Genomic DNA, 19,269 nt, shown 5'->3' with positions numbered 1-19,269 from the left:
TTCAGATCTCCACGTCCTTGTCGTAGAAGACGCGATCCTCGCGCCACCCGCCCGTTCCGAAGCCGATGCCGGCGTAATCCTTGACGAACTCGATCTGATTGGTCCATTTCGTCATCTTGAACCCCACCTGGGTCTCCACCCGCAACCGCAGCGGCGCGCCGTGCTTGATCGGTAGCGGCACGCCGTTCATGTCATAGGCCAGCAGCGTCTGCGGCTTGCCGGCGAGTTCGAGATCGATGACTTCGTAGAACTGGCCGCCGCCGTGCGAGGAGGGTTCGTCGGTGCTGTTGTCTTGCATGCTGAGGAAGCAGACGTATTTCGCGTCGGGCAGCGGCCGCACCAGTTCAACCAGGTGGCGCAGGTGCAGCCCCCGCCATTCGCCGATGCTGGTCCAGCCCTGCACGCAGTTGTGCATCACCCGCTGCGTTTCCGGCTCGGCGAGCGACCGCAACGCGGGCAAGTCAAGAATCACCGGATTCTCGACCAGGCCCCCCACCCGCAAGCGCCAGTCGGCGAAGTTGTGGACGGCCATCACCTTGTAGTCGACGCTGGTCGGCGGCTTGCCGTTAATGCGGTGCTGCTCGGAAATCTTGTGCGCCGGGTAGTCCTGCCGCGAGTTCAGGGGCCGCAACAGCAGGTGCCGGGCACCGCTCGTCACCGCCCCGAGCACGCGCTGCACCGAGCGCGGACTGCGATGGCTCCAGCGGGTCGCCGCATAGTGCACGGCAACGATCGCCCCGATGATCACGAAGGACAGGGCCGTCGCCCAATACACGTTGTGGATGGACCCGAAGATCATCAACGCGGTCAATTTGCCCCAGCCCCAGAAGAAAATCATCGACAGGTGGATGACGATGAACACGAGAAATGCGGCCAGGCCGAGGAAATGCAGGCTGCGCGCCCATTGGCGTCCGCCCCACATTCGCACGTACCAGGGGAACCGCGCCTCGATGGCGGGGGACTGCGCGGCGCCGGTCAGGATCTGGAACGGCGCGAGGAGGAACACGACGCCCGCATAGGTCAGCTTCTGGATGGCGTCGAGGGGCTGACCCGGCAGGACGGGCGGGAGGTTGAACGTCATGTACGTGACGATGTCGTTCCACGCTTCGGGAAAGATCGACCAGGAATACGGCCAGTACCGGTGCCACTGGCCCGTCGCGAACAGCAGGACGTAATACGAAAGCCCCACCAGGATCCAGCCAATAACCGAAACGAAGTGCCAATGCCGGCCCATCCCGAGCTTCGCGTGACCCGGCAGGGAAATCAGTGGGTGGTAGTCCTCTTCTTCGTCGAGGGTGTCGTAGAGCCTGTCGCGCGGCAGCTCTTTGCGCGTGAACCGCGCCCACTCCGTTCCGGGTTTGCTGTCGTCGTGCCAGTACAACTTGGGGTGGGTGGAGAGGATTTCGATGCCGCTGCGGATGAGCAACGTCAAGAACAGCACGTTGAGCCAGTGCTCGATGCGCAGCCACGCGGGAAAATCGAGCGCTGTCATCCGTGACTCTCCCGTTCAGTCGATCCGATATTGTTGTCGCGGACGATCCGCGTCAGTTCACGGCGACGATACGACTCTCCCTGCTGCACAACTATTTTGAGGCAACAGCGCGCTGTCCGTCGCAGACCGGCAGCAGCCCGGGCACCGGCTGCTGCGGCCCGCCTGGACATCCGTACAGGCACCGCCGCAGGGCGCGCGGGAGACGTCTCACCAAGTGGCGACAATCCATCGATTCGGCGCGCCGCCACGAGCGAAACTACCTGTCCGCACACCAGCAGTCCCGTCCGACGATACGCTTATGCAACTATTTCTACAACGAATACTTTGCTACCGTTGGCCACGTGGGTCACCCTCGACGCATTCGCGAGCGACCCCTGTGCTGCGACTCGGCGCACAGCGCTGCGAGGCGAGCCCCGCCGGGCGACACGTCCGCGATCGGACGGAATGGTTGTTAGCAAACTGATGCATCCCCCGCCCGACGCCCCGTTGATAATCTGATTACCTGCGTGTGCAAAAGCCGCGCTCGAGGAGGGACGGCCGATTGGTCGCCGAAAAGGACTGGGACGAGACCGTTGGTGCGGCCGAAGATGTTCGCCGCATCTTCGAGAATGTCCCCGCGATGCTGGTCGGCCTGAAGGGGCCGGACCACCGGTTTGTGTCGGTCAACGCGGCCTACCGCGCGTTCAATCCGACGGGTAACCCGATTGGAAAGCTTGCGGTCGAGGTCTTTCCCGAGTTGGAGAGCCAGCAGATCTACCAGATGTTCGACCGGGTGTACGAAACGGGCGAACCGCAATCCGGGAGAGAGTGGCGGCTGCAAGCCGACTATGACGGATCCGGCATCCAGGAACGGTACTTCGACTTCGTGGTCACACCGCGCCGCGGGGACGACGGGTCCGTCGAGGGCGTCCAGATCATCTTCGATGACGTCACCGAGCGCGTGCGGGCGCGACAGGCCGCCGAGGCGCGCATAGCGGAGCTCTCCGAGCGCTACCACAACGTGCGCGATTCGGCCATCGTCATGCAACAGGCGCTACTGGCTCCGTCGGTGCCCGTCGTTCCCGGCGCCGACATCGCCGCGGAATATCTCGTCGCCGCGGAAGACACCGCCGCCGGGGGCGACTGGTTCGACGTGATCGCCCTCGGGGACCGGCTGGTCCTCGTCGTCGGCGACGTCGTCGGCCATGGCGTCGAGGCGGCCGCGGTGATGTCGCAATTGCGCACCGCCCTGCGGATGCAGATTTCGCTGGGGCACAGCATCATCGAGGCGCTCGAGCAGCTCGATCGCTTCCATGAACACGTGCCGGGTTCCAAGTCCGCCACACTGTGCGTCGGTTCGCTCGACCTCGCGACGGGCGAATTCCAATACTGCACGGCGGGACACCCGCCACCGCTATTGGTGAGTGCCGGCGCCAACTCGCGGTACGCGGAACCGTCGGGCGCGGGACCTTTGGGCAGCGGCACCGGATTTCCGGTGCGCACCGAGGTGCTCGAGGTCGGCGAGTCGGTGCTGCTGTATTCCGACGGCCTGATCGAGCGCCCGGGCAGGCCGCTGGGCTCGAGCACCGCGGAATTCGCCGAGCTGGCCGCGCACATCGCCGGCGGTAGCGGCGGCTTCGTCATTGATGCGCCGGGGCGTCCGATCGACCGGCTTTGTTCGGAGACACTGGAATTGCTGCTGCGGTCGACCGGCTACCAGGACGACGTCACGCTGCTCGCGGCGCAACGGCGCACGCCCCCACCACCGCTGCACATCACGCTGGACGCGACGATCCACGCGGCGCGCGCGGCCCGCACGCGGCTTCGTGAGTGGCTCTCGGAGATCGGGGCCGACGGCGACGACGTCTGCGACGTGGTGCACGCGGTCTCCGAATTCGTCGAAAACGCGGTAGAACACGGGTACGCAGCCGAGGTGCCCGACGGTGTCGTTGTCGAAGCCGCGCTGGCCGATGACGGAAACCTACACGTCTCGGTGATCGATCATGGGCGGTGGAAGGACTACCGCGAGGGCGAAGGGGGTCGCGGGCGCGGACTCGCGATGGCCGAGGCCCTGGTGTCCCATGCGCAGCTCACGCACGACGACGGCGGCACGACGGCCAGCATCACACACTCGCTGTCGCGACCGGCCAACTTCATCACCGACGCGACCGTCAACCGCTCACCCCGCCGGCGACCCGTCGACTCCGAATTCGTCTCCCTGGTCCGCAACGCCGGCCGCATCGTCGTCAGCGGCGACGTCGACACCACCACCGCGTCCACGCTGGACCGCCAGATCGCGGTCGAAAGTCGCTCCGGCATAGGGTCTTTGACGATCGACCTAAGTGGAGTCACCCATCTCGGATCAGCCGGGGTCAGTGCGCTGGCCGCCGCCCGCGACCGTGCGCAGACGCAGGGGGGCGCCTTCGTGCTGGTAGCCCCTCCCGGCAGCGCGGCACATCACGTCTTGTCGCTGGTCCAAATGCCCTTTGTCAGCGGCGATCCCAGTCTTGACCGTGGCGCACCTGACTGAACGGCACCCCGCGATCGGCGGCGTATTCGCGCGGAAAGCCCAGCACGCGCTCGCCGATGACGTTTCGGGCCATCTCGGTGGTGCCGCCACCGATGGCGACGTTCTGCCGCGACAGATAGCGCAGCCCGGCCTCTAAGCCCTCGCCGAATTCCCCTACGACGCCGGAACTTCCGGCGATCGTGAGCGCGGTGTCCATGTCCAGGGTCACCGTCTCGGAATGAAAGAGCCTGATGAGCGTCCCGGCGGCGGGGGGCAGCACGCCGTCCCGGACGTTGCGGTACACGTGGTCGATCAGTTGCTCGGCCACGGCGCGGTGCACGAGGACCCGGCCGGCCATCTCGTGGACCCGTTCGTCGTCGGCCCGGCCCGTCTTCTCGGCCAGGGCCACGTAGTCGACGGGCTTGGAGGATCCGCCCTCGCTGCCGCTGCCGCTGGAGAACTCCGAACCCTGCCCGACCGCCCGGCGCTCGTGATACAGCTGCCGCGAGGCCACCGCCCAGCCGCCGTTGACCTCGCCGACGACGGCGTCGTCTCCCACGTCCACGCCGTCCAGGAACTCCTCGCAGAACTCCGTCGAACCGCTGAGCATGGTGATGCGCCGCAACGTGATTCCCGGATGCGCGATGGGCACCAGGAACATGGTCAGGCCTTCGTGCTTGGGCACATCCCAGTCGGTGCGCGCCAGGCATAGTCCGTAATCGGCGGCGAACGCGCTGGTGCTCCACGTCTTCGCGCCGTTGATCACCCAGCGATCGCCGCGGCGTTCGGCCCGGGTGATCACACCGGCCAGATCCGACCCGCCGCTGGGCTCGCTCAACAGCTGCACCAGCACCTCGTCGCCGCGCAGGGCGGCGGCGATGTGTCGCTTCTTCTGCTCCTCGGTGCCGGTGTCGAGCAGGGTGGCGCAGCAGATGGTGAACGTGGGGGTGTTGAGAATCAACGGCATCTCGTAGCCGAAGGACTCGAAATCGAACGCCTTCTGGTATTCGTAAGCCAGGCCCAGGCCGCCGTACTCGCGGGGGAAGCAGATGCCGGCGAATCCGCCTTCGTAGAGCCGCTTTTGCAGTTCGCGGGCGCGCTGCCACGATCGCTCGTCGTCGCGCGGGACCGGCGGTGGATGCTCGGGATCGATGGCGGGCATGTTGTCCGCCAACCACTCTCGGGCCCGCGCGGCGAACTCGGCGACGGATTCGGTGCTCGTCATCCGGCGTTCGTCATCGATCGGGCCGCCTTCTCCGAGTCGTACACCCTCAGGTTGTGTTCCTCGGGCGTGCCGAACATGGAGCGGTACAACGTGACTCGCCTCAGGTACAGGTGCAGGTCGTGTTCCCACGTCACGCCGATGCCACCGTGCATCTGCACGCACGCCTGGACGACCCGCACGGCCATCTCACCGACGTAGGACTTGGCGATGCTGGCCGACAAGCCCGCGCCCCGCGAACGGGCGGCGACGTCGGACACGGCGGCGGCGGTGGTGGCGCGACAGGCTTCCAGCCACAGCTTCATGTCGGCGAATCCGTGCTTGAGGACTTGGTAGGACGCCAGCGGGCGGCCGAACGTGTGCCGGTCCAGCGCCCATTGAGCGGTGAAGTCGAACACCGTTTGCAGGATGCCGACCACCTCGGCGCACTGCAGCACCTGGGCGATCTGGCTCTGCCGCTCGATGAGGGCGGCGGTCTCGGTCGCGCTGCCGACCGCCGCGGACGGCCCCACCACCACGCCGTCGAAGCGCACCCGCGCGTATTGCTTGACCAAGTCGACCGACTGCTGGGGCTCGATGCGGACGCCCGGTGCGTCCGTCGGGACCAGGAACTGCCGAACCCCGCCACCGCAGCGCGCCACGACCAGCAGCACCGCACTTTGGGCGCCGGCCTCCACGCGGTCTTTGGTGCCGTCGATGCGGAAGCCGGCGTCCGTCGGGGTGGCCGTCACCGAGGGATCCAGCGGCGCCCAGCCCCGCCCCGGCTCGCTCACCGCCCACGACGCCACGGTTTCACCCGACATCAGCGACTCGATGGTGTCGGCGTGCGCCTGCGGATCGGCGCACTCGGCGAGCGCCGCGAGCACGACACTGACCGGATACAGCGGTCCCGGCGCCACCGTCTTGCCGAGTTGTTCGGCGACCATGGCGAGGTCCTCGAGACCACTGCCCGAGACGCTGCCGCCGCCCAACTCCTCGGGCACCAGCAGCGCGGTCCAGCCGAGTTCCGCGGCGCGGCGCCACCACGCCGGGTCGAACGACTCGCCGGCCGCATGCAGTTCCCGGACGCGACGCAGCGGCGCTTCTTTTTGCAGAAAGGCCTGGGTTGTGGAAGCGAAGAGTATCTTTTCCGGAGAGTCGACGGCGGTCATGATGCGGGAGGATTCAGCAGAAAGTGTGGGTGGTTGATCATCCGCCTGGTCGGTTCTCGTCGGAGTTCGCTGGAGATTCTGATGTTAGCAATGAGCAATACCGTAAGAGATACCGGAGTTCAATCGATAATGGTCGTGACGAGCGGTAACCGCGATGGCTGACCCGGACCCCGACGCGAAGGCGTTGCTCGAAGAGGCCCAGGCAGCGGAGGCCGCCGCGGCCGAGGCGATGGCCGCCGCGGCGAAGGCCCGCGCCGCCGCCGCGCGCCTGCGGCGTGAGGCCCTCGGCCGGCCCGAGACCGACGATGCGTACGGGGACGACGAGGATTACGACGAGGACTACGACGAGGAGTACGAGGAGTACGAGGAGCCGGTCACAGAGCAAGCGGCCTGGCGACGGCGGTTGCCAGCGCTCGCCGCGGTGGCCACGGTCATCGCCATCTGCGCTTTCGTGGCTGTGAGCGCATACATGGTGCTCCAACACCGCGAAGCCACCGAAAACCAACAGCGGGAAGCGGAGTTCATCGCGGGGGCCAAACAGGGCGTCACCAACATGATCTCCCTCGACTACAGCAAGGCCAGAGAAGACATCCAGCGCGTGATCGACGGCTCCACCGGCCAGTTCAAAGACGACTTCCAGCAGCGGGCCAACGACTTCATCTCGTTGGTCACGCAATCGAAAGCGGTCACCGAGGGGACGGTGAACGCCGCCGCCCTCGAGTCCATCAACGGCAACTCCGCGGTGGTGTTGGTCTCGGCGACTTCGCAGGTCACCAATTCCCCACCCGGAAAGGACGTGCCACCTTTGGTCTGGCGGCTGCGGGTGACGGTCGCCAAGGTCGGCGGGCAGTACAAGATGTCGAAAGTTGAGTACGTACCGTGACCGAAGACGTGCGCGAAATGGATTCGGCTGCACCGGAACCCGAGCCCGAATACGGCGTGGACGCCGACGTCGACCCCGAAGCCGAAGAGGACGCCGCCGGAGACACGGCGGAACCCGACGCCGACGAGGAGGAGGAGTCCCCGGAGCCGAGCGAACGTCGGCGCCGTGGCCTGCCGCCCGGCCTGCGCAAGGTCATTGCGGCGGTTCTGATTGTCCTGCTGCTGATTTCCGGCGGTGTGGCGACGTGGCTGTACTTCAAGCAGTACCGGCCCGACCAACAGACCGATACCGACGTCGCCCGAACGGTGGCCCGCGCCGGGTCCGACGCGACGGTGGCGTTGCTGTCGTACTCCTACGACACCCTCGACAAGGACTTCGCCGCCGCCAGGAAGCACCTCACCGGCGACTTCTTGTCCTACTACGACCAATTCAGTCAGCAGACCGTGGCCCCGATGGCCAAGCAGAAGTCGATGAAAACCACGGCGAAGGTCACGGGCGCCGCCGTATCGGAGCTACACCCGGACTCGGCCGTCGTGCTGGTGTTCGTCGATCAGGTCACGTCGACCAAGGACAGCCCCCAGCCGTCGGTGGCGGTCAGCAGCGTGCTGGTGCGCATGAGCCGGGTCGGCGGCAACTGGCTCATCACCAAGTTCACCCCGATCTAGCCGCCTACATCGCGAAGACACGGCGCAGCGTCTGGGCGTGCAGCGCCCGGATTTCCTGGGAGACAATCCAATCGGGAACCAACGAATCAAAACCGTTGAATGTCGCTGCGATGACGTGCAATTCGGTGTGAACGTAAGCGTGTAGGAGCCGGTTGGCGTAGCCGATGGCCTCGTCGCGGCATGGGTCGATCTCGGAGCAACTGATGAACGTCGGCGGCAGGCCCTCCAGGTTGGCCCGGTGCGCGGGGACGTCTTGACCACTGGCCGCCGCGTGGCCCAGGTAGTGGCTCCACGCGCGGCTCACCGCGGGGCCGTTGAGGCCGGGCGTGCGCTGAAATTCGCGGCGGGACGGCGTGGTGTCGGAGTCGAGCATCGGCTGATGCAGGATCTGCACCAGGATGGGCGGTCCTTCTTCGTCGAACATCCGCTGGGCCAGTCCCGCGACCAGTGCCGCACCGGCATCCCGGCCCATCACCGCGATGCGGCCGGGGTCGGCGTCGAATTCGGCGGGATTGGCGACGACGTGGCGCAGGGCCGCCTCCACGTCGGCCAACCCGGCCGGACACGGGTATTCGGGTGCGAGCCGGTAGTCGACGGACACCAACAGACAGCCGGCGGCACGGGCCAGCTCCACGCACTCGGCGTGGTCGGTGTCCAGGTTCCCAGTCACGAAGCCACCGCCGTGGGCATACACCACGAGCGGCGCCGGCGAGCCCGCTGCGCCGCGGTACACGCGAAGGCCCAGGCGCTGCCCGTCGGGACCGGCGATGGATCGCGATTCCACGGTGACACCGTCGGTATCGACGGTGGCGGCCCGCTCGGCGGCGCGCAGGTTGGTCCGGTCGCGCTCGGCGGGCAGCGTTTCCGCGCGGAACTCCACGACGCCCAGCTCGGTCGCGGCCTGCCGCAACACCGGGTCGATTCGGTTGAGGCCTTGCGGCCGGGTCAGCTTGGTCTGCGTCAGGTCCGCCAACGCGTCACCGTTCCCCCGGAAGCGCCTTGACGGTCGCCGGAAGCCCGTAGAGGGACATCGCGTTGCCGCGCATGATCCGCTCCCGCTGCTCGGCGGGGAACCGGTTGATCGCATAGGTGGGCGAGTCGTAGCTCCAGTGCGGGTAGTCCGTCGAGAACATCAGGTTGTCGCCGAGGTCCATCATCTCGAGGTACTCGCGGAATTTAACGGTGTCGGCGTCTTCCAGGGGCTGGGTGGTGAACCGAACGTGTTCGCGCACATACTCCGAGGGCCGCCGGCGCACGTGCGGCAGGTCACCGCGGCGGGCTTCCCAGATCCGGTCCATCCGCGACATCACCGGCATCGCCCACGTGAAGCCGCCCTCGACGAAGACCACCCGCAGGTCGGGGTGGCGGTCGAACGCGCCGTCGAACACCAGGCTCATCAGGTGCGAGACATACAGCAGCGGCCACGACGCGAAGAAGTCGTGCCAGTGCGCGGGGTTGCCGACCGGGTAGATCGGGACCAACTCGAACGGCGTCTGGCCCATCAGGTGCGTGGCGACCGGAAATCCGTTGCGCGAGGCCGCCTCGTAGAGCGGGTCGAAATGCGGGTTGCCGAAAGGGATTCCACGGGTCTGGGGTGTCATCAGCACCTGGGCCATGTACGGGTGCCCGGCCCATCGCTCCACTTCGCGGGCGGCCAGTTCCGGTGTCTGCGCGCTGATGCTGATCGAGCCGCGCCAGCGGCCGTGCCAGTTGCATTTGTCCAGCCAGACGTCGGCGAGCCAGTCGTTGTAGGTCGACTTGAGAACGTGCTCGGCCTGGGGCAGCTGCGCATCGCACATCGGCTCCAGCGTCGCGATGCTCACCCCGGCGTCCAGCAGCAACTGCTTGGCGGCGAAATCCGGGTCGCTGCCCGCGACTCCGCCGCCCGGTGGCCACGCGTCCATGCGCAGCGACGACGTCTTGAACGAATCCGGGGTGTCGTAGAAATGCGGCACCGGGCTGACGGCGTTGCCCGTCGGCCAGATCTTGTCCACCCATTCGGCCGGTGCGTACGACTTGAGCACATCGGCTGACACCGGCAACGGGTGCACGTCGGTGTCGACGATGGTCACGGCTATCTCATCCTGGCGGCCGGTGGGCGAATCGACCCGTTCGATCGTCGTCATCACACACGCTCCTTCAGCCCGTAGAGTTCACTGGCGTTGCGCCACAACACCTTTTCACGCTGGGCGGCATCGAGCCCGTCGGCGACCGCCTCCGGCGCCGACGTGGACCAGTGGGGATAGCTCGATCCGTACATCAGCAGGTCGGACTTGCCGGTGAAGTCCATCCACCGTTGCATCTTGTCCGCCTCCGTCGGGCCGTCGAAGGCCGAGGAGCAGAACCGGACGTGGCCGGGCAGGTATTCGCTGGGATAGCGGTCGACCCAGGGCGTCTGGTCGCGCATCGACAGCCAGAAGGTGTCCAGCCGCCACATCAGCGGGGTGAGGATGTCGTAACCGCCGTCGGCGAACACGAACCTCAGGCCCGGGTGCCGGCCGAACACCCCCTCGATGATGAGCGTGGCCAGGTGCACGAAGTAGTTCAGCGGCATGAACGCCGCGTAGCCGGGATAGGTGTGCGCGTGCCCGGCGAAGGTGGGCGGGTGGTCGACGCCGTTGCCGCCGTTGATGTGCACCGCAACCGGCAGCCCGTACGCGGCGGCGGCCTCCCAGATGGGCTCGAACATCGGCTTGCCGTACGGCTCGCGCGACTGCAGGGGAACGCCGACCTGCACCAGCTTCGGGTGGCCGGCGAGTCGTTCGATCTCGGCCACGGCTCCCCTGGGGTCCTCGGGGTTGACGCGGATGGTGCCCCGGAACCGGTCGGTGGTGTCGGGCTCGAGCCACCGGTCGAGCAGCCAGTCGTTGACCGCCGCGCAAATTCGGCTGTTGAGCAGGTAATCGGCGATGTTGCCGCGGGTCAGCGGGTTCAGGACGGCGTAATTGACGCCCATGTCGTCGAACAGGTGCCGGCTCACGGTCTCGGGATCCGAACCCGGGTAGTGCTCCCCGTACAGGTCCTCCCGATAGTCGCCGCCGGGCGCCTGATACCACTGCTGCTCGACGTCGGGAATCGAGCGCAGCTGGTGCGCGGCCGGCAGATAGCGCCGTATCTCGGCGTTGTAGCGGAAGTGCGGTTGCACGTTGGCATCGATGATCATGCGGTCACGTACACCTCCCCGTCGGTGACATCGACCCGGTAGGTGCGCACGCGGCGGCGCGGATCCGCCACGTTTTGGCCCGTGGTGACGTCGAATTCCCAATTGTGCCAAGGGCATCGCACGATCTGTCCGTCGCGGACGCGGCGCATCCCGTCGGGCGAGTCCGGCGCCGGCTCGTTGGTGCCGCCGAGCAGGCCCAGGCACAGCGGGGCGCCCTCGTGGGAGCAGTAGTTGACGATCGCGTAAAGCTCACCGCGCACGTTGTAGACGCCGACGCCGAATTTTCCCACGTCGACCAGTTTCATCGCACCGGGCGGCAGTTCGTCCAGGGAGCACACGAATCGCCGGTCGGGCACCTGAGAATCACCGCCTCCGTTGGGCTTCGTTGCTATTTATACTATGATAGCGACATTCCCTCAGCACCTATCGGCCTTACCCGGCTGCTCAGGAGGAGCGCGAATGACGCTCAGCACGGACCCGGACGGACAGCCCGTCACCCTCGACCTCACCGGGGAGACCAGCCCGTATCCGTTTTTCGAATATATGCGGCGCACCGATCCGGTCTGGCACGGTTCCCTGGCGGACCACTCGCAGCTGCCGGAGGAACTGCGGCCAAACGACGAATGGGTCCTGTTCGGCTACGACGGGCTGTTTCAGGCGTTCCGCGACGACCGCGTGTTCACCTCGGCCGCGTACGAAAAGACGATCGGCCTGGTGATGGGCCACACCATCCTGGCGATGGGCGGCAAGGAGCACCACGACCACCGCAGCCTGGTGGCCAAGGCCTTCCGGGCCACCGCGCTGGAGCGGTGGGAACCGTCGGTCATCGGGCCGGTCTGCGATCAGCTGATCGACGAAATCAAGGACGACGGCCACGCCGACCTGGTGAAGGCCCTGACGTTCGAGTTTCCGACCCGGATCATCTCCGTGCTGCTCGGTCTCCCCGCCGAGGATCTCGACATGTTCCGGCGGTTGTCCCTCGACCTCATCTCGATCCCGACGGACATCATGGCCGGGCTCAACGCGGCGGCCGAGCTGCACGACTACTTCCTCGACCAGGTGGAGCAGCGGCGCCGCAAGCTCACCGACGACATCATCGGTGACCTGGTGGCCGCCGAGATCGACGGCGAGAAGCTCACCGACGAGGCGATCATCGCTTTCCTGAGGCTGCTGCTGCCGGCCGGCCTTGAAACCACGTACCGCTCCTCGGGCAATCTGCTGTACCTGCTGCTGACCCATCCCGAGCAGCTGGCGATGGTCCAGCGGGACCGCTCCCTGATCCCGGCCGCCATCGAGGAGGGCCTGCGGGTCGAAACGCCGCTGACGATGGTCATGCGGACCACCACCGAGGAGATCGAAATCGGCGGCAAGACAATACCGGCCGACGCGCAGGTCGACATGTGCATGGGCTCGGCCAACCGCGACGAAAGCCGTTGGCCCGACGCCAACAAATTCGATATCCACCGGCCGCGCCACGCGCACATCGCGTTCGCCGCCGGCATCCATATGTGCCTCGGCATGCACCTGGCGCGGCTGGAGACACGCGTCATGCTGAACAGCCTGTTGGACCGCGTCCGGCATCTGGCCTTCGTGCCCGACGACGGAACCGACGAGGAGTCCAAGATCGTCGGCCTCACCTTCCGGTCGCCCAACAAGCTTCCCGTCACGTTCACCCCCGCCGCATGAGAAGCCGCGCGGCGATCCTGCACGACGTCGGCGGGCCCTGGTCCGTCGAGGAATTCGAACTGGACCCGCCGCGCGCCGGCGAAGTCCTGGTTCAGCTGGCCGCCGCCGGGTTGTGCCACTCCGACGACCACATCCTCAAGGGCGACATGTCGGCGCCCAACGAGGTGATGCGCTCGCTCGGGCTGCCCACGATGTTCCCGATGATCGGCGGCCACGAGGGGTCCGGCGTCGTGCGTGAAGTCGGCCCCGGCGTCACCGACGTCGTCCCCGGCGACCACGTGGTGATGTCGTTTGTCGCGGTGTGCGGGCAGTGTCGGTGGTGTGCGAGCGGAATCGAGTACCTGTGCGACGTCGGCATCGGCACCATGGTGCCGGGGATGCCCACCGACGGCACCTTCCGCCACCACACCGCCGACGGCAGGAACCTGGGCCACATCGCCAAGGTCGGCGCCTTCGCCGAACACACTGTGGTGTCGACGAATTCGCTCGTGAAGATCGATCCACACCTGCCGCTGGCACCGAGCGCCCTGCTGTCGTGCGCCATCCCGACCGGCTACGGATCCGTGGCGAACCGCTCCAACATGCGCGCCGGGGATACCGTCGTCGTGATCGGCGTGGGTGGGATCGGCACCGGCGCGATCCAGGGCGCCCGGATCAACGGCGCGGCACACATCGTCGCGGTCGATCCCGTTGATTTCAAACAGAAATCGGCGCTGCAGTTCGGCGCGACGCACGGCGCCGCGACGGCCGCCGAGGCGCTCGATCTGGTGCGCGACCTGACCTATGGGGTGATGGCCGACGCCGTGGTGGTCTCGCCGTCCTTGATCACGGCTGACGACGTCCGCGATGCGGTGAAGCTGACCCGCAAGGGCGGGACGTGTGTCCTCACCGGCATGACGTCGCAGCTGACCCGGTCGGTCAACATCGATCTGCAGGACTTCATCCTGATGAACAAGACTCTGGCGGGCACCATATTCGGCTCGTGCAACCCGAAGGCGGACATCGCCCGGTTGGCCCGCCTCTACCAGACCGGACAGCTGCAGCTCGACGAGATGATCACCAAGCGCTATCACCTCGACGACGTCAACGACGCCTACGCCGACCTGCTCAACGGCACCATCGTCAGGGGCGTGATCGACTTCGGGATCTAGGCCTCTTTGGCTTGCTCCCGCTGGTCTCGGATCTGTCGCAGCCTCTTCAGGCGCATCAGCTTCTCCAGCTGGCCGTACGCATCGATCGGGCTGTGCAGGGCCAGGCCGCCGTCGGCGTGCACCACCTGGCCCGTCACCCAGGGCAGTTCGAGGACGCCGACGATGGCGCCTGCCACGTCGCTGGCCTCACCCAGGCGCCCGAGCGCGGTCCGCCTGGCCAGCCCGTCCGCCCAGCCCAGCGTTGCGTCGGGGTTGGGCAGCATCGGAGTGCGCGTCACGCCTGGCCCGACGGCGTTGACCCGGATGCCGTAGGTGCCCCATTCCACGGCGGCGACCTTGACCAACATGTCGACGCCGGCTTTGGACACGCAGTACGCACCCATGTCGCGGTCGACCACCGTGCCGCTGATGCTGGAGACGGCGACGATCGACCCCGGCACCTCGGCGTCGACCATGGCCTGTCCGGCGGCGCGCAGCGTCAGCCAGGTGCCGGTCAGGTTCACCGACAGCACCCGTTCCCAATCGGCGGGCGCCTGCTTGAGCAACAGGCCCGAGGGACCCGACGACCCGATGCCGGCGGACGTCACCACCCGGGTCGGCACCCCGTGCTCACGCACCGTCTGTTCCATGGCCGCCGCGACGGCGTCGGGATCGCTGATGTCGCAATCGATGTCGGCGTCAGACAGGTCCCATGTCACGACCCGGTGGCCCGCGTCGCGCAACAGCCCGGCGACCTCCAACCCGATGCCGGACGCGCCGCCGGTCACCAACGCGGTCGACGCCGTCATTGCGGGGACCCGATCAGCTCGACGAGCACGCCGTCGGGTGCGGCGATGACCGCCATCGCGACCACTTTGCCGCCCGGGGCCGATACCGTGATGCGCCGGATGCCGTCGGTAAAGCCCAAATTCTCGAGGACCGAAAGCGTCTCGTCGACGTCCCGCTGCAGCGAGAGCAAGAAGAATCCGCGCCGCGGCCGCTGGGGCAACCCCGGCGCCTCGTCGACGCCCTCGAAGGCGACCAATTCCACGATGCCCGCGTCGGGCGTCTTCGGATCCCCGAGAAACACCGACCGCAGCCGATCGGTCTTCGCACCGAAGAGTTCCGGCCAGTCTCCGGTGAAGGTCTGGTCGAACAGTTCCGTCAATCCCAGGCCGTCGCGCCAGAACCTCATCGAGCGTTCGACGTCGCCCGTGCAGATCGCGGAGTGGTGGATACCTGACATGCTGCAATGTTAGGTGTTGGCCTTTTCCGCCGGCTCTGCGACCTGCGCAATTGGCCTTTTCGGTGGCTGCAGCCGTTCCCGGGTGCTCGGTGGAGTGGCGCCCAGGCGCGCGATCGAAGGGCTTAGCTGCGGCGTTGCAGCGTTCACCTGATCTTCAACTGCAGCCGCGCATGTGATCGGACGACTCAGGGGACTCTTTGCCAAGGGCCGCGGCCATGGCGCGCAGGCCCCCGATCCGCTGACGACGGAGAAGTTTGCTGATGACATCGGACGCGATCCGCAAGGCGTTCGCCACCGACGACAGCCACGGCGACGTACAGGTCAGTCGTGCGATGCTGGCCGAACTGGACGAGGCTGCCACCGGGGCGCAACACTGGAAGATCCTGCTCACTTCGGGCATGGGATTTTTCACCGACGCCTACGACCTCTTCATCATCGGAGTGGCGGCGAGCCTGATCCAAAGCGAGTGGCACATCGATGGCTACCAGAAATCGCTGCTGTCGTCATTGGCGTTGTTGACGTCGGCGATCGGTGCGGTGGTGTTCGGTCGCATCGCCGACGCTGTGGGCCGCAAAAAGATCTACGGCTATGAGGTGCTCGTCTTGGCCATCGGCGCGCTCGCCTCGGCTTTCGCTCCAAATATCTGGTGGCTGATCGGCTTCCGCGCGGCGCTGGGCTTCGGCATCGGCGGCGACTACCCGGTCAGCTCGACAATCATGAGCGAATACGCCGCGCGCAAAGATCGCGGCCGCATGGTTGCGCTGGTGTTCGCCATGCAAGGCGCCGGGTTGGTGATCGGCCCCCTGATCGCCATCGCCCTGCTGAGCGCCGGCATGTCCCACGACACCGCGTGGCGGATCATGCTCGGCCTCGGCGCGGTACCCGCACTGGCAGTGTTCTGGCTGCGCCGCCACATCCGCGAGACACCGCGGTTCCTGCTTGCCCAGATGGAGGCGGAGGAGTCCCAAGAACAAGCACGCCGTGACCGTCGACCGACCGGGCTGCGGGGCCTGCTCGCCGACCGACGAATGCTGCGCTGGCTCCTGGGCGCCTCGCTAACATGGTTCCTCTTCGACATCGCCTACTACGGCAACACGATCGCGAGCCCGATCAGCGTCAAGCTGGTTGCGCCACATGCCACCTTGATCACCCAGACCGCGCTGATACTCGCAATTTTCGCCGTGGCCGCGCTGCCGGGATACGCCCTCGCCGCGGCCACCATCGACCGCATCGGCCGCAAGACGATGCAGGCCGGCGGGTTCGCCCTGATGGCCGCCGCCTTTCTCGGGCTGTCGCTTATCCCGGGAGCGACCACAGCGGTATGGCTTTTCCTGGTGCTGTTCGGCGCGACATATTTTTTCGCCGAATTCGGGCCCAACACAACCACATTCGTCTACCCCGCCGAGATCTTCGCCGTTCGGGTCCGTACCACCAGCCACGGCATCGCGGCCGCCGCAGGCAAGATCGGCGCGTTCGTCGGCACCTACGCGCTGACCACTCTCCTGCCGGTGCTCGGGCTGGCACGAACCAGCCTCATCCCTGCAACGGTTTGCGTTCTCGGCGCGATCGCCACGGTGGCGCTGCTCCCCGAACCCAAAAGCAAAAGCCTCGAAGAACTTACCGAGGGTCCGCGCCACCCGAGCAGCGCGGTCGCCCTCGGGGTGGCAGACAGCCGCGGGACCCGGCCACCACCTGCTTGATCAGTTGGTGGCGCGGGACAGCTCTGTTAGCTGGTCGGCCAGGTCGGTTAGTGCCCGCGCCGTCGCCAGCCCCTGGCCGGCGTCGGCCGGCACCGCGTCGGCCGGATGGCGATAGGCGACGCCAGCCCCCGCCAGACGCGCACCGCCCCAGTGCAGCTCGGCCTTCGCATGCGTTCTTCCGCGGTGCTCGTCGATCGCTATGGTGACCATCGGATGCGTCGGAGAATGCTGGCAACTTGTCTGGTACATGCACCGAATCATGCTGCGCGACAGACTCAGTGTCGCGCTCATGGACCGGCGTGGCGCATTCTGGTGACTTTGGTCCCACCGGCGACTGCCAATGGACACCTCGTGCGGTCACACAATTTTCGCGGCGGTGCGATCCCACAACTCACGAGCCAGGACGGGATCGTAGGCCGCGCGGTTGGCCCTGGCGACCTTGCCCTTCGAGTAGTACTCGCCGGAGGTCCAGTCGACACCCGGCACGCTCGACGCCAGCCAGACCAGCTGATCGGCTCCCTGGTCCGCGGTGACGGTAAAACGGGCCGAAATCGGAATCCGGTACTTCATGAACACGAGGAACCGCGACCCCGAGGCATCGCCGAAGTTGGAGTTGACGTAGCCGGGGTGAAATGTCGCGGCCGACAATCCCGCTGCGTGGTAGCGCCGATGCAATTCCCTGGTGAACGAGACGATGGCGAGTTTGGTGAGGGCGTAGGCGTAGCTGGGCCGGCGCCGGTTGGTGTCCTCCAGGGCGCTGATCGAGACGCGCGGAATCAGTCGCTGCGAGGAGCTGGTGGTGTTGATGACGGCGGCGCGGGAATCGACGAGCAGGTCCAGCAGCCGCGTGGTGAGCAGGAACGGCGCCAGGTAGTTGACCTGGAGGGTCACGTCGTGGCCGTCGATGGTCTTTTGGGTGCGGTGGGTGTTGGCGAACAGGCCGCCGGCATTGTTGGCCAGGACGTCGATGCGCGGGTACTGGGAGCGGATTTTGTCCGCCACGTCACGCACCGCGGACAGGTCGGCGAAGTCGGCCACGAAGTAGTCGGCGTCCAGTTCCGCGGCCACCGCGGCGGTCTTGCTCTGGGATCGGCCGACCACGACGACGTTCGCGCCGCCCCGCTGTAGCCGGCGGGCCGCCGCGGCGCCGATGCCGTCGCTGGCACCGGTGATGACGATCGTCCTGCGCGCCATAGCCTAGAGGCTAGGGAATCAGGTCAGCGCGTAGCGCACCGGCAGGTGCTTGAGCCCTCCGACGAAGGTGGTCGCGGTGAGTTCGGGCTCGCCGGTCAGCTCGATGGATTCGAGCCTCGGCAGCAGCTCGGAGAAGAAGCTGTTGACCTCCATGCGGGCCAGCGCCGCTCCCATGCAGAAGTGCACACCATAGCCGAAGGCCAGGTGCTTGTTGGGGTCACGCCCGACGTCGAAGCGGAAGGGGTCGTCGAACACGTCCTCGTCGCGGTTGGCCGACACGTAGGACAACAACACGGAATCGCCCGCGGCGATCGGTATTCCGCGCACGGTGGTGTCCTTGGCGGCGGTGCGCATGAACTCCTTGACCGGGGTGACCCAGCGGATCATTTCGTCGGTGGCCAGCGGCATCAGGTCGAGGTTGTCGCGCAGGCGCTCCCGCTGGTCGGGGTTCTCGATCAGCGCCTGCATTCCGCCGGAGATGGTGGCGCTGGTCGTGTCGTGCCCCGCGGTGGCCACGATGAGGTAGTACGACACGGTTTCGATGTCCGACAGCGGCTCGCCGTCGATGCGGGCGTTGGCGATCGCCGACGCCAGGTCCTCGGTCGGATGCTCGCGGCGCGAGGCGGTCACCCCGTTGAAGTAACTGAACATGTCGAACAGCGCGGGCAGCTGATCCTCGTTGGTGGTGCCGCGTTTGAATTCGGCGTCCTCGCTGCCGAACAGCTCCTGGGTCAGCTTGAGCATGCGCGGGAAGTCGTCCTCGGGCAGCCCGAGGAGCGACATGATCACGTAGAGCGGGTAATTGACGGCGACCTGCTGCACGAAGTCGCATTCGGGCCCCACGGCCAGCATCTTGTCGACGTAGAGCTTGGCGAGCTCGTCGACGCGAACCTTCAACGCCCGCATCGCCTTCGGGCGAAACCAGTCGGAGCCGATCGCGCGTACCACCCGGTGCTGCGGGTCGTCCAGGTGGATCAGCGTCCGGACTCCCGCGGCGACCGCTTGCTCGTCGCCCTCCACGGTGGTCAGCACCGGGCGCGGCCAATTGGTGAACAGCATGTTGTCGCGTTCGATGTCCATGATGTCGGCGTGCTTGGTGATCGCCCAGAACGGCTTGTAGTTCGGCACGTCGACCCACGACACCGGCGCGTTGGCGCGCAGGTGAGTCAGCGCGGCGTGCAGCCGCGGCTCGTCGGTATAGGCCAGCGGGTCCGTCAATAGCCTGGCGGCCTCGTCCATCGTCGACGTG

At 66.7% G+C, this 19,269-nt stretch carries 18 protein-coding genes; 6 read left to right on the top strand and 12 right to left on the bottom strand.

Annotated elements, in window-relative coordinates:
* Position 1: 1 nt before the first annotated feature.
* Positions 2–1,492 carry a molybdopterin-dependent oxidoreductase gene (locus tag A5673_RS06505; protein ID WP_068228740.1) on the bottom strand — a complete coding sequence of 497 codons (1,491 nt, stop codon included), beginning with the start codon at positions 1,490–1,492 and terminating at the stop codon, positions 2–4.
* A gap of 541 nt (positions 1,493–2,033) precedes the next feature.
* Between A5673_RS06505 and A5673_RS06500 the strand changes: the two genes are divergently transcribed.
* Complete coding sequence (locus A5673_RS06500; RefSeq protein WP_068228737.1) at positions 2,034–4,001, top strand: SpoIIE family protein phosphatase; 1,968 nt, start codon at positions 2,034–2,036, stop codon at positions 3,999–4,001.
* Here the strand turns inward: A5673_RS06500 and A5673_RS06495 are convergent.
* Both A5673_RS06495 and A5673_RS06490 read right to left on the bottom strand, forming a co-directional pair.
* Complete coding sequence (locus A5673_RS06495; RefSeq protein WP_068228735.1) at positions 3,961–5,205, bottom strand: acyl-CoA dehydrogenase family protein; 1,245 nt, start codon at positions 5,203–5,205, stop codon at positions 3,961–3,963. The genes A5673_RS06500 and A5673_RS06495 overlap by 41 nt on opposite strands.
* Entirely contained in the window at positions 5,202–6,353 is a 1,152-nt protein-coding gene (locus tag A5673_RS06490) for an acyl-CoA dehydrogenase family protein (protein WP_068228733.1), read from the bottom strand. The genes A5673_RS06495 and A5673_RS06490 overlap by 4 nt, the downstream gene beginning before the upstream one ends.
* Before the next feature lie 154 nt (positions 6,354–6,507).
* Here A5673_RS06490 and A5673_RS06485 point away from each other — a divergent pair, with 154 nt between their 5' ends.
* Positions 6,508–7,236: a hypothetical protein gene (locus A5673_RS06485; protein ID WP_068228731.1), complete on the top strand. Its 729-nt coding sequence runs from the start codon at positions 6,508–6,510 to the stop codon at positions 7,234–7,236.
* The gene (locus A5673_RS06480) at positions 7,233–7,901 is read left to right on the top strand and encodes a hypothetical protein (RefSeq protein WP_369806465.1); all 669 of its coding nucleotides are present in this window, start codon (positions 7,233–7,235) and stop codon (positions 7,899–7,901) included. The genes A5673_RS06485 and A5673_RS06480 overlap by 4 nt, the downstream gene beginning before the upstream one ends.
* A gap of 4 nt (positions 7,902–7,905) precedes the next feature.
* Here the strand turns inward: A5673_RS06480 and A5673_RS06475 are convergent, their stop codons facing one another.
* Genes A5673_RS06475 through A5673_RS06460 form a run of 4 tightly spaced genes read right to left on the bottom strand, consistent with a single transcriptional unit; the run spans position 7,906 to position 11,420 of the window.
* Complete coding sequence (locus A5673_RS06475) at positions 7,906–8,865, bottom strand: alpha/beta hydrolase (protein WP_068228806.1); 960 nt, start codon at positions 8,863–8,865, stop codon at positions 7,906–7,908.
* Positions 8,866–8,878: 13 nt separating this feature from the next.
* The gene (locus A5673_RS06470) at positions 8,879–10,027 is read right to left on the bottom strand and encodes an amidohydrolase family protein (protein WP_068228729.1); all 1,149 of its coding nucleotides are present in this window, start codon (positions 10,025–10,027) and stop codon (positions 8,879–8,881) included.
* Positions 10,027–11,064, bottom strand: a complete 1,038-nt coding sequence (locus A5673_RS06465; protein ID WP_068228726.1) for an amidohydrolase family protein — start codon at positions 11,062–11,064, stop codon at positions 10,027–10,029. The genes A5673_RS06470 and A5673_RS06465 overlap by 1 nt, the downstream gene beginning before the upstream one ends.
* Positions 11,061–11,420, bottom strand: a complete 360-nt coding sequence (locus A5673_RS06460) for a Rieske (2Fe-2S) protein (protein ID WP_068228723.1) — start codon at positions 11,418–11,420, stop codon at positions 11,061–11,063. The genes A5673_RS06465 and A5673_RS06460 overlap by 4 nt, the downstream gene beginning before the upstream one ends.
* Before the next feature lie 103 nt (positions 11,421–11,523).
* On the opposite strand from A5673_RS06460, the gene A5673_RS06455 reads away from it, so the two are divergent.
* Both A5673_RS06455 and A5673_RS06450 read left to right on the top strand, forming a co-directional pair.
* Positions 11,524–12,750 carry a cytochrome P450 gene (locus tag A5673_RS06455; protein WP_068228720.1) on the top strand — a complete coding sequence of 409 codons (1,227 nt, stop codon included), beginning with the start codon at positions 11,524–11,526 and terminating at the stop codon, positions 12,748–12,750.
* Complete coding sequence (locus A5673_RS06450) at positions 12,747–13,901, top strand: Zn-dependent alcohol dehydrogenase (RefSeq protein WP_068228716.1); 1,155 nt, start codon at positions 12,747–12,749, stop codon at positions 13,899–13,901. Before A5673_RS06455 ends, A5673_RS06450 begins: the two co-directional genes overlap by 4 nt.
* Here the strand turns inward: A5673_RS06450 and A5673_RS06445 are convergent.
* Both A5673_RS06445 and A5673_RS06440 read right to left on the bottom strand, forming a co-directional pair.
* Positions 13,898–14,689: an SDR family NAD(P)-dependent oxidoreductase gene (locus A5673_RS06445; protein WP_068228713.1), complete on the bottom strand. Its 792-nt coding sequence runs from the start codon at positions 14,687–14,689 to the stop codon at positions 13,898–13,900. The genes A5673_RS06450 and A5673_RS06445 overlap by 4 nt on opposite strands.
* The gene (locus A5673_RS06440) at positions 14,686–15,126 is read right to left on the bottom strand and encodes a VOC family protein (protein ID WP_068228711.1); all 441 of its coding nucleotides are present in this window, start codon (positions 15,124–15,126) and stop codon (positions 14,686–14,688) included. Before A5673_RS06440 ends, A5673_RS06445 begins: the two co-directional genes overlap by 4 nt.
* A 260-nt stretch (positions 15,127–15,386) precedes the next feature.
* Here A5673_RS06440 and A5673_RS06435 point away from each other — a divergent pair, with 260 nt between their 5' ends.
* Positions 15,387–16,826: an MFS transporter gene (locus tag A5673_RS06435; RefSeq protein ID WP_068228708.1), complete on the top strand. Its 1,440-nt coding sequence runs from the start codon at positions 15,387–15,389 to the stop codon at positions 16,824–16,826.
* Here the strand turns inward: A5673_RS06435 and A5673_RS06430 are convergent, their stop codons facing one another.
* The 3 genes from A5673_RS06430 to A5673_RS06420 all read right to left on the bottom strand — a co-directional run bounded on the left by A5673_RS06430 (position 16,827) and on the right by A5673_RS06420 (position 19,259).
* The gene (locus A5673_RS06430) at positions 16,827–17,036 is read right to left on the bottom strand and encodes a dsRBD fold-containing protein (RefSeq protein WP_068228705.1); all 210 of its coding nucleotides are present in this window, start codon (positions 17,034–17,036) and stop codon (positions 16,827–16,829) included.
* Between the two features lie 147 nt (positions 17,037–17,183).
* On the bottom strand, positions 17,184–18,020 hold the full coding sequence (locus A5673_RS06425) for an SDR family NAD(P)-dependent oxidoreductase (RefSeq protein WP_068228702.1): 837 nt from the start codon (positions 18,018–18,020) through the stop codon (positions 17,184–17,186).
* A gap of 18 nt (positions 18,021–18,038) precedes the next feature.
* A complete protein-coding gene (locus tag A5673_RS06420) occupies positions 18,039–19,259 on the bottom strand; it encodes a cytochrome P450 (protein WP_068228800.1) in 1,221 nt (406 codons plus the stop codon).
* Between the last annotated feature and the right edge of the window lie 10 nt (positions 19,260–19,269).

Origin of the sequence: Mycobacterium sp. E3198 (genome assembly GCF_001667015.1) — a bacterium.
Taxonomy (GTDB): domain Bacteria; phylum Actinomycetota; class Actinomycetes; order Mycobacteriales; family Mycobacteriaceae; genus Mycobacterium.
Note: the sequence above shows the minus strand (reverse complement) of the source record. Positions and strands in the feature narration are given on the sequence as shown.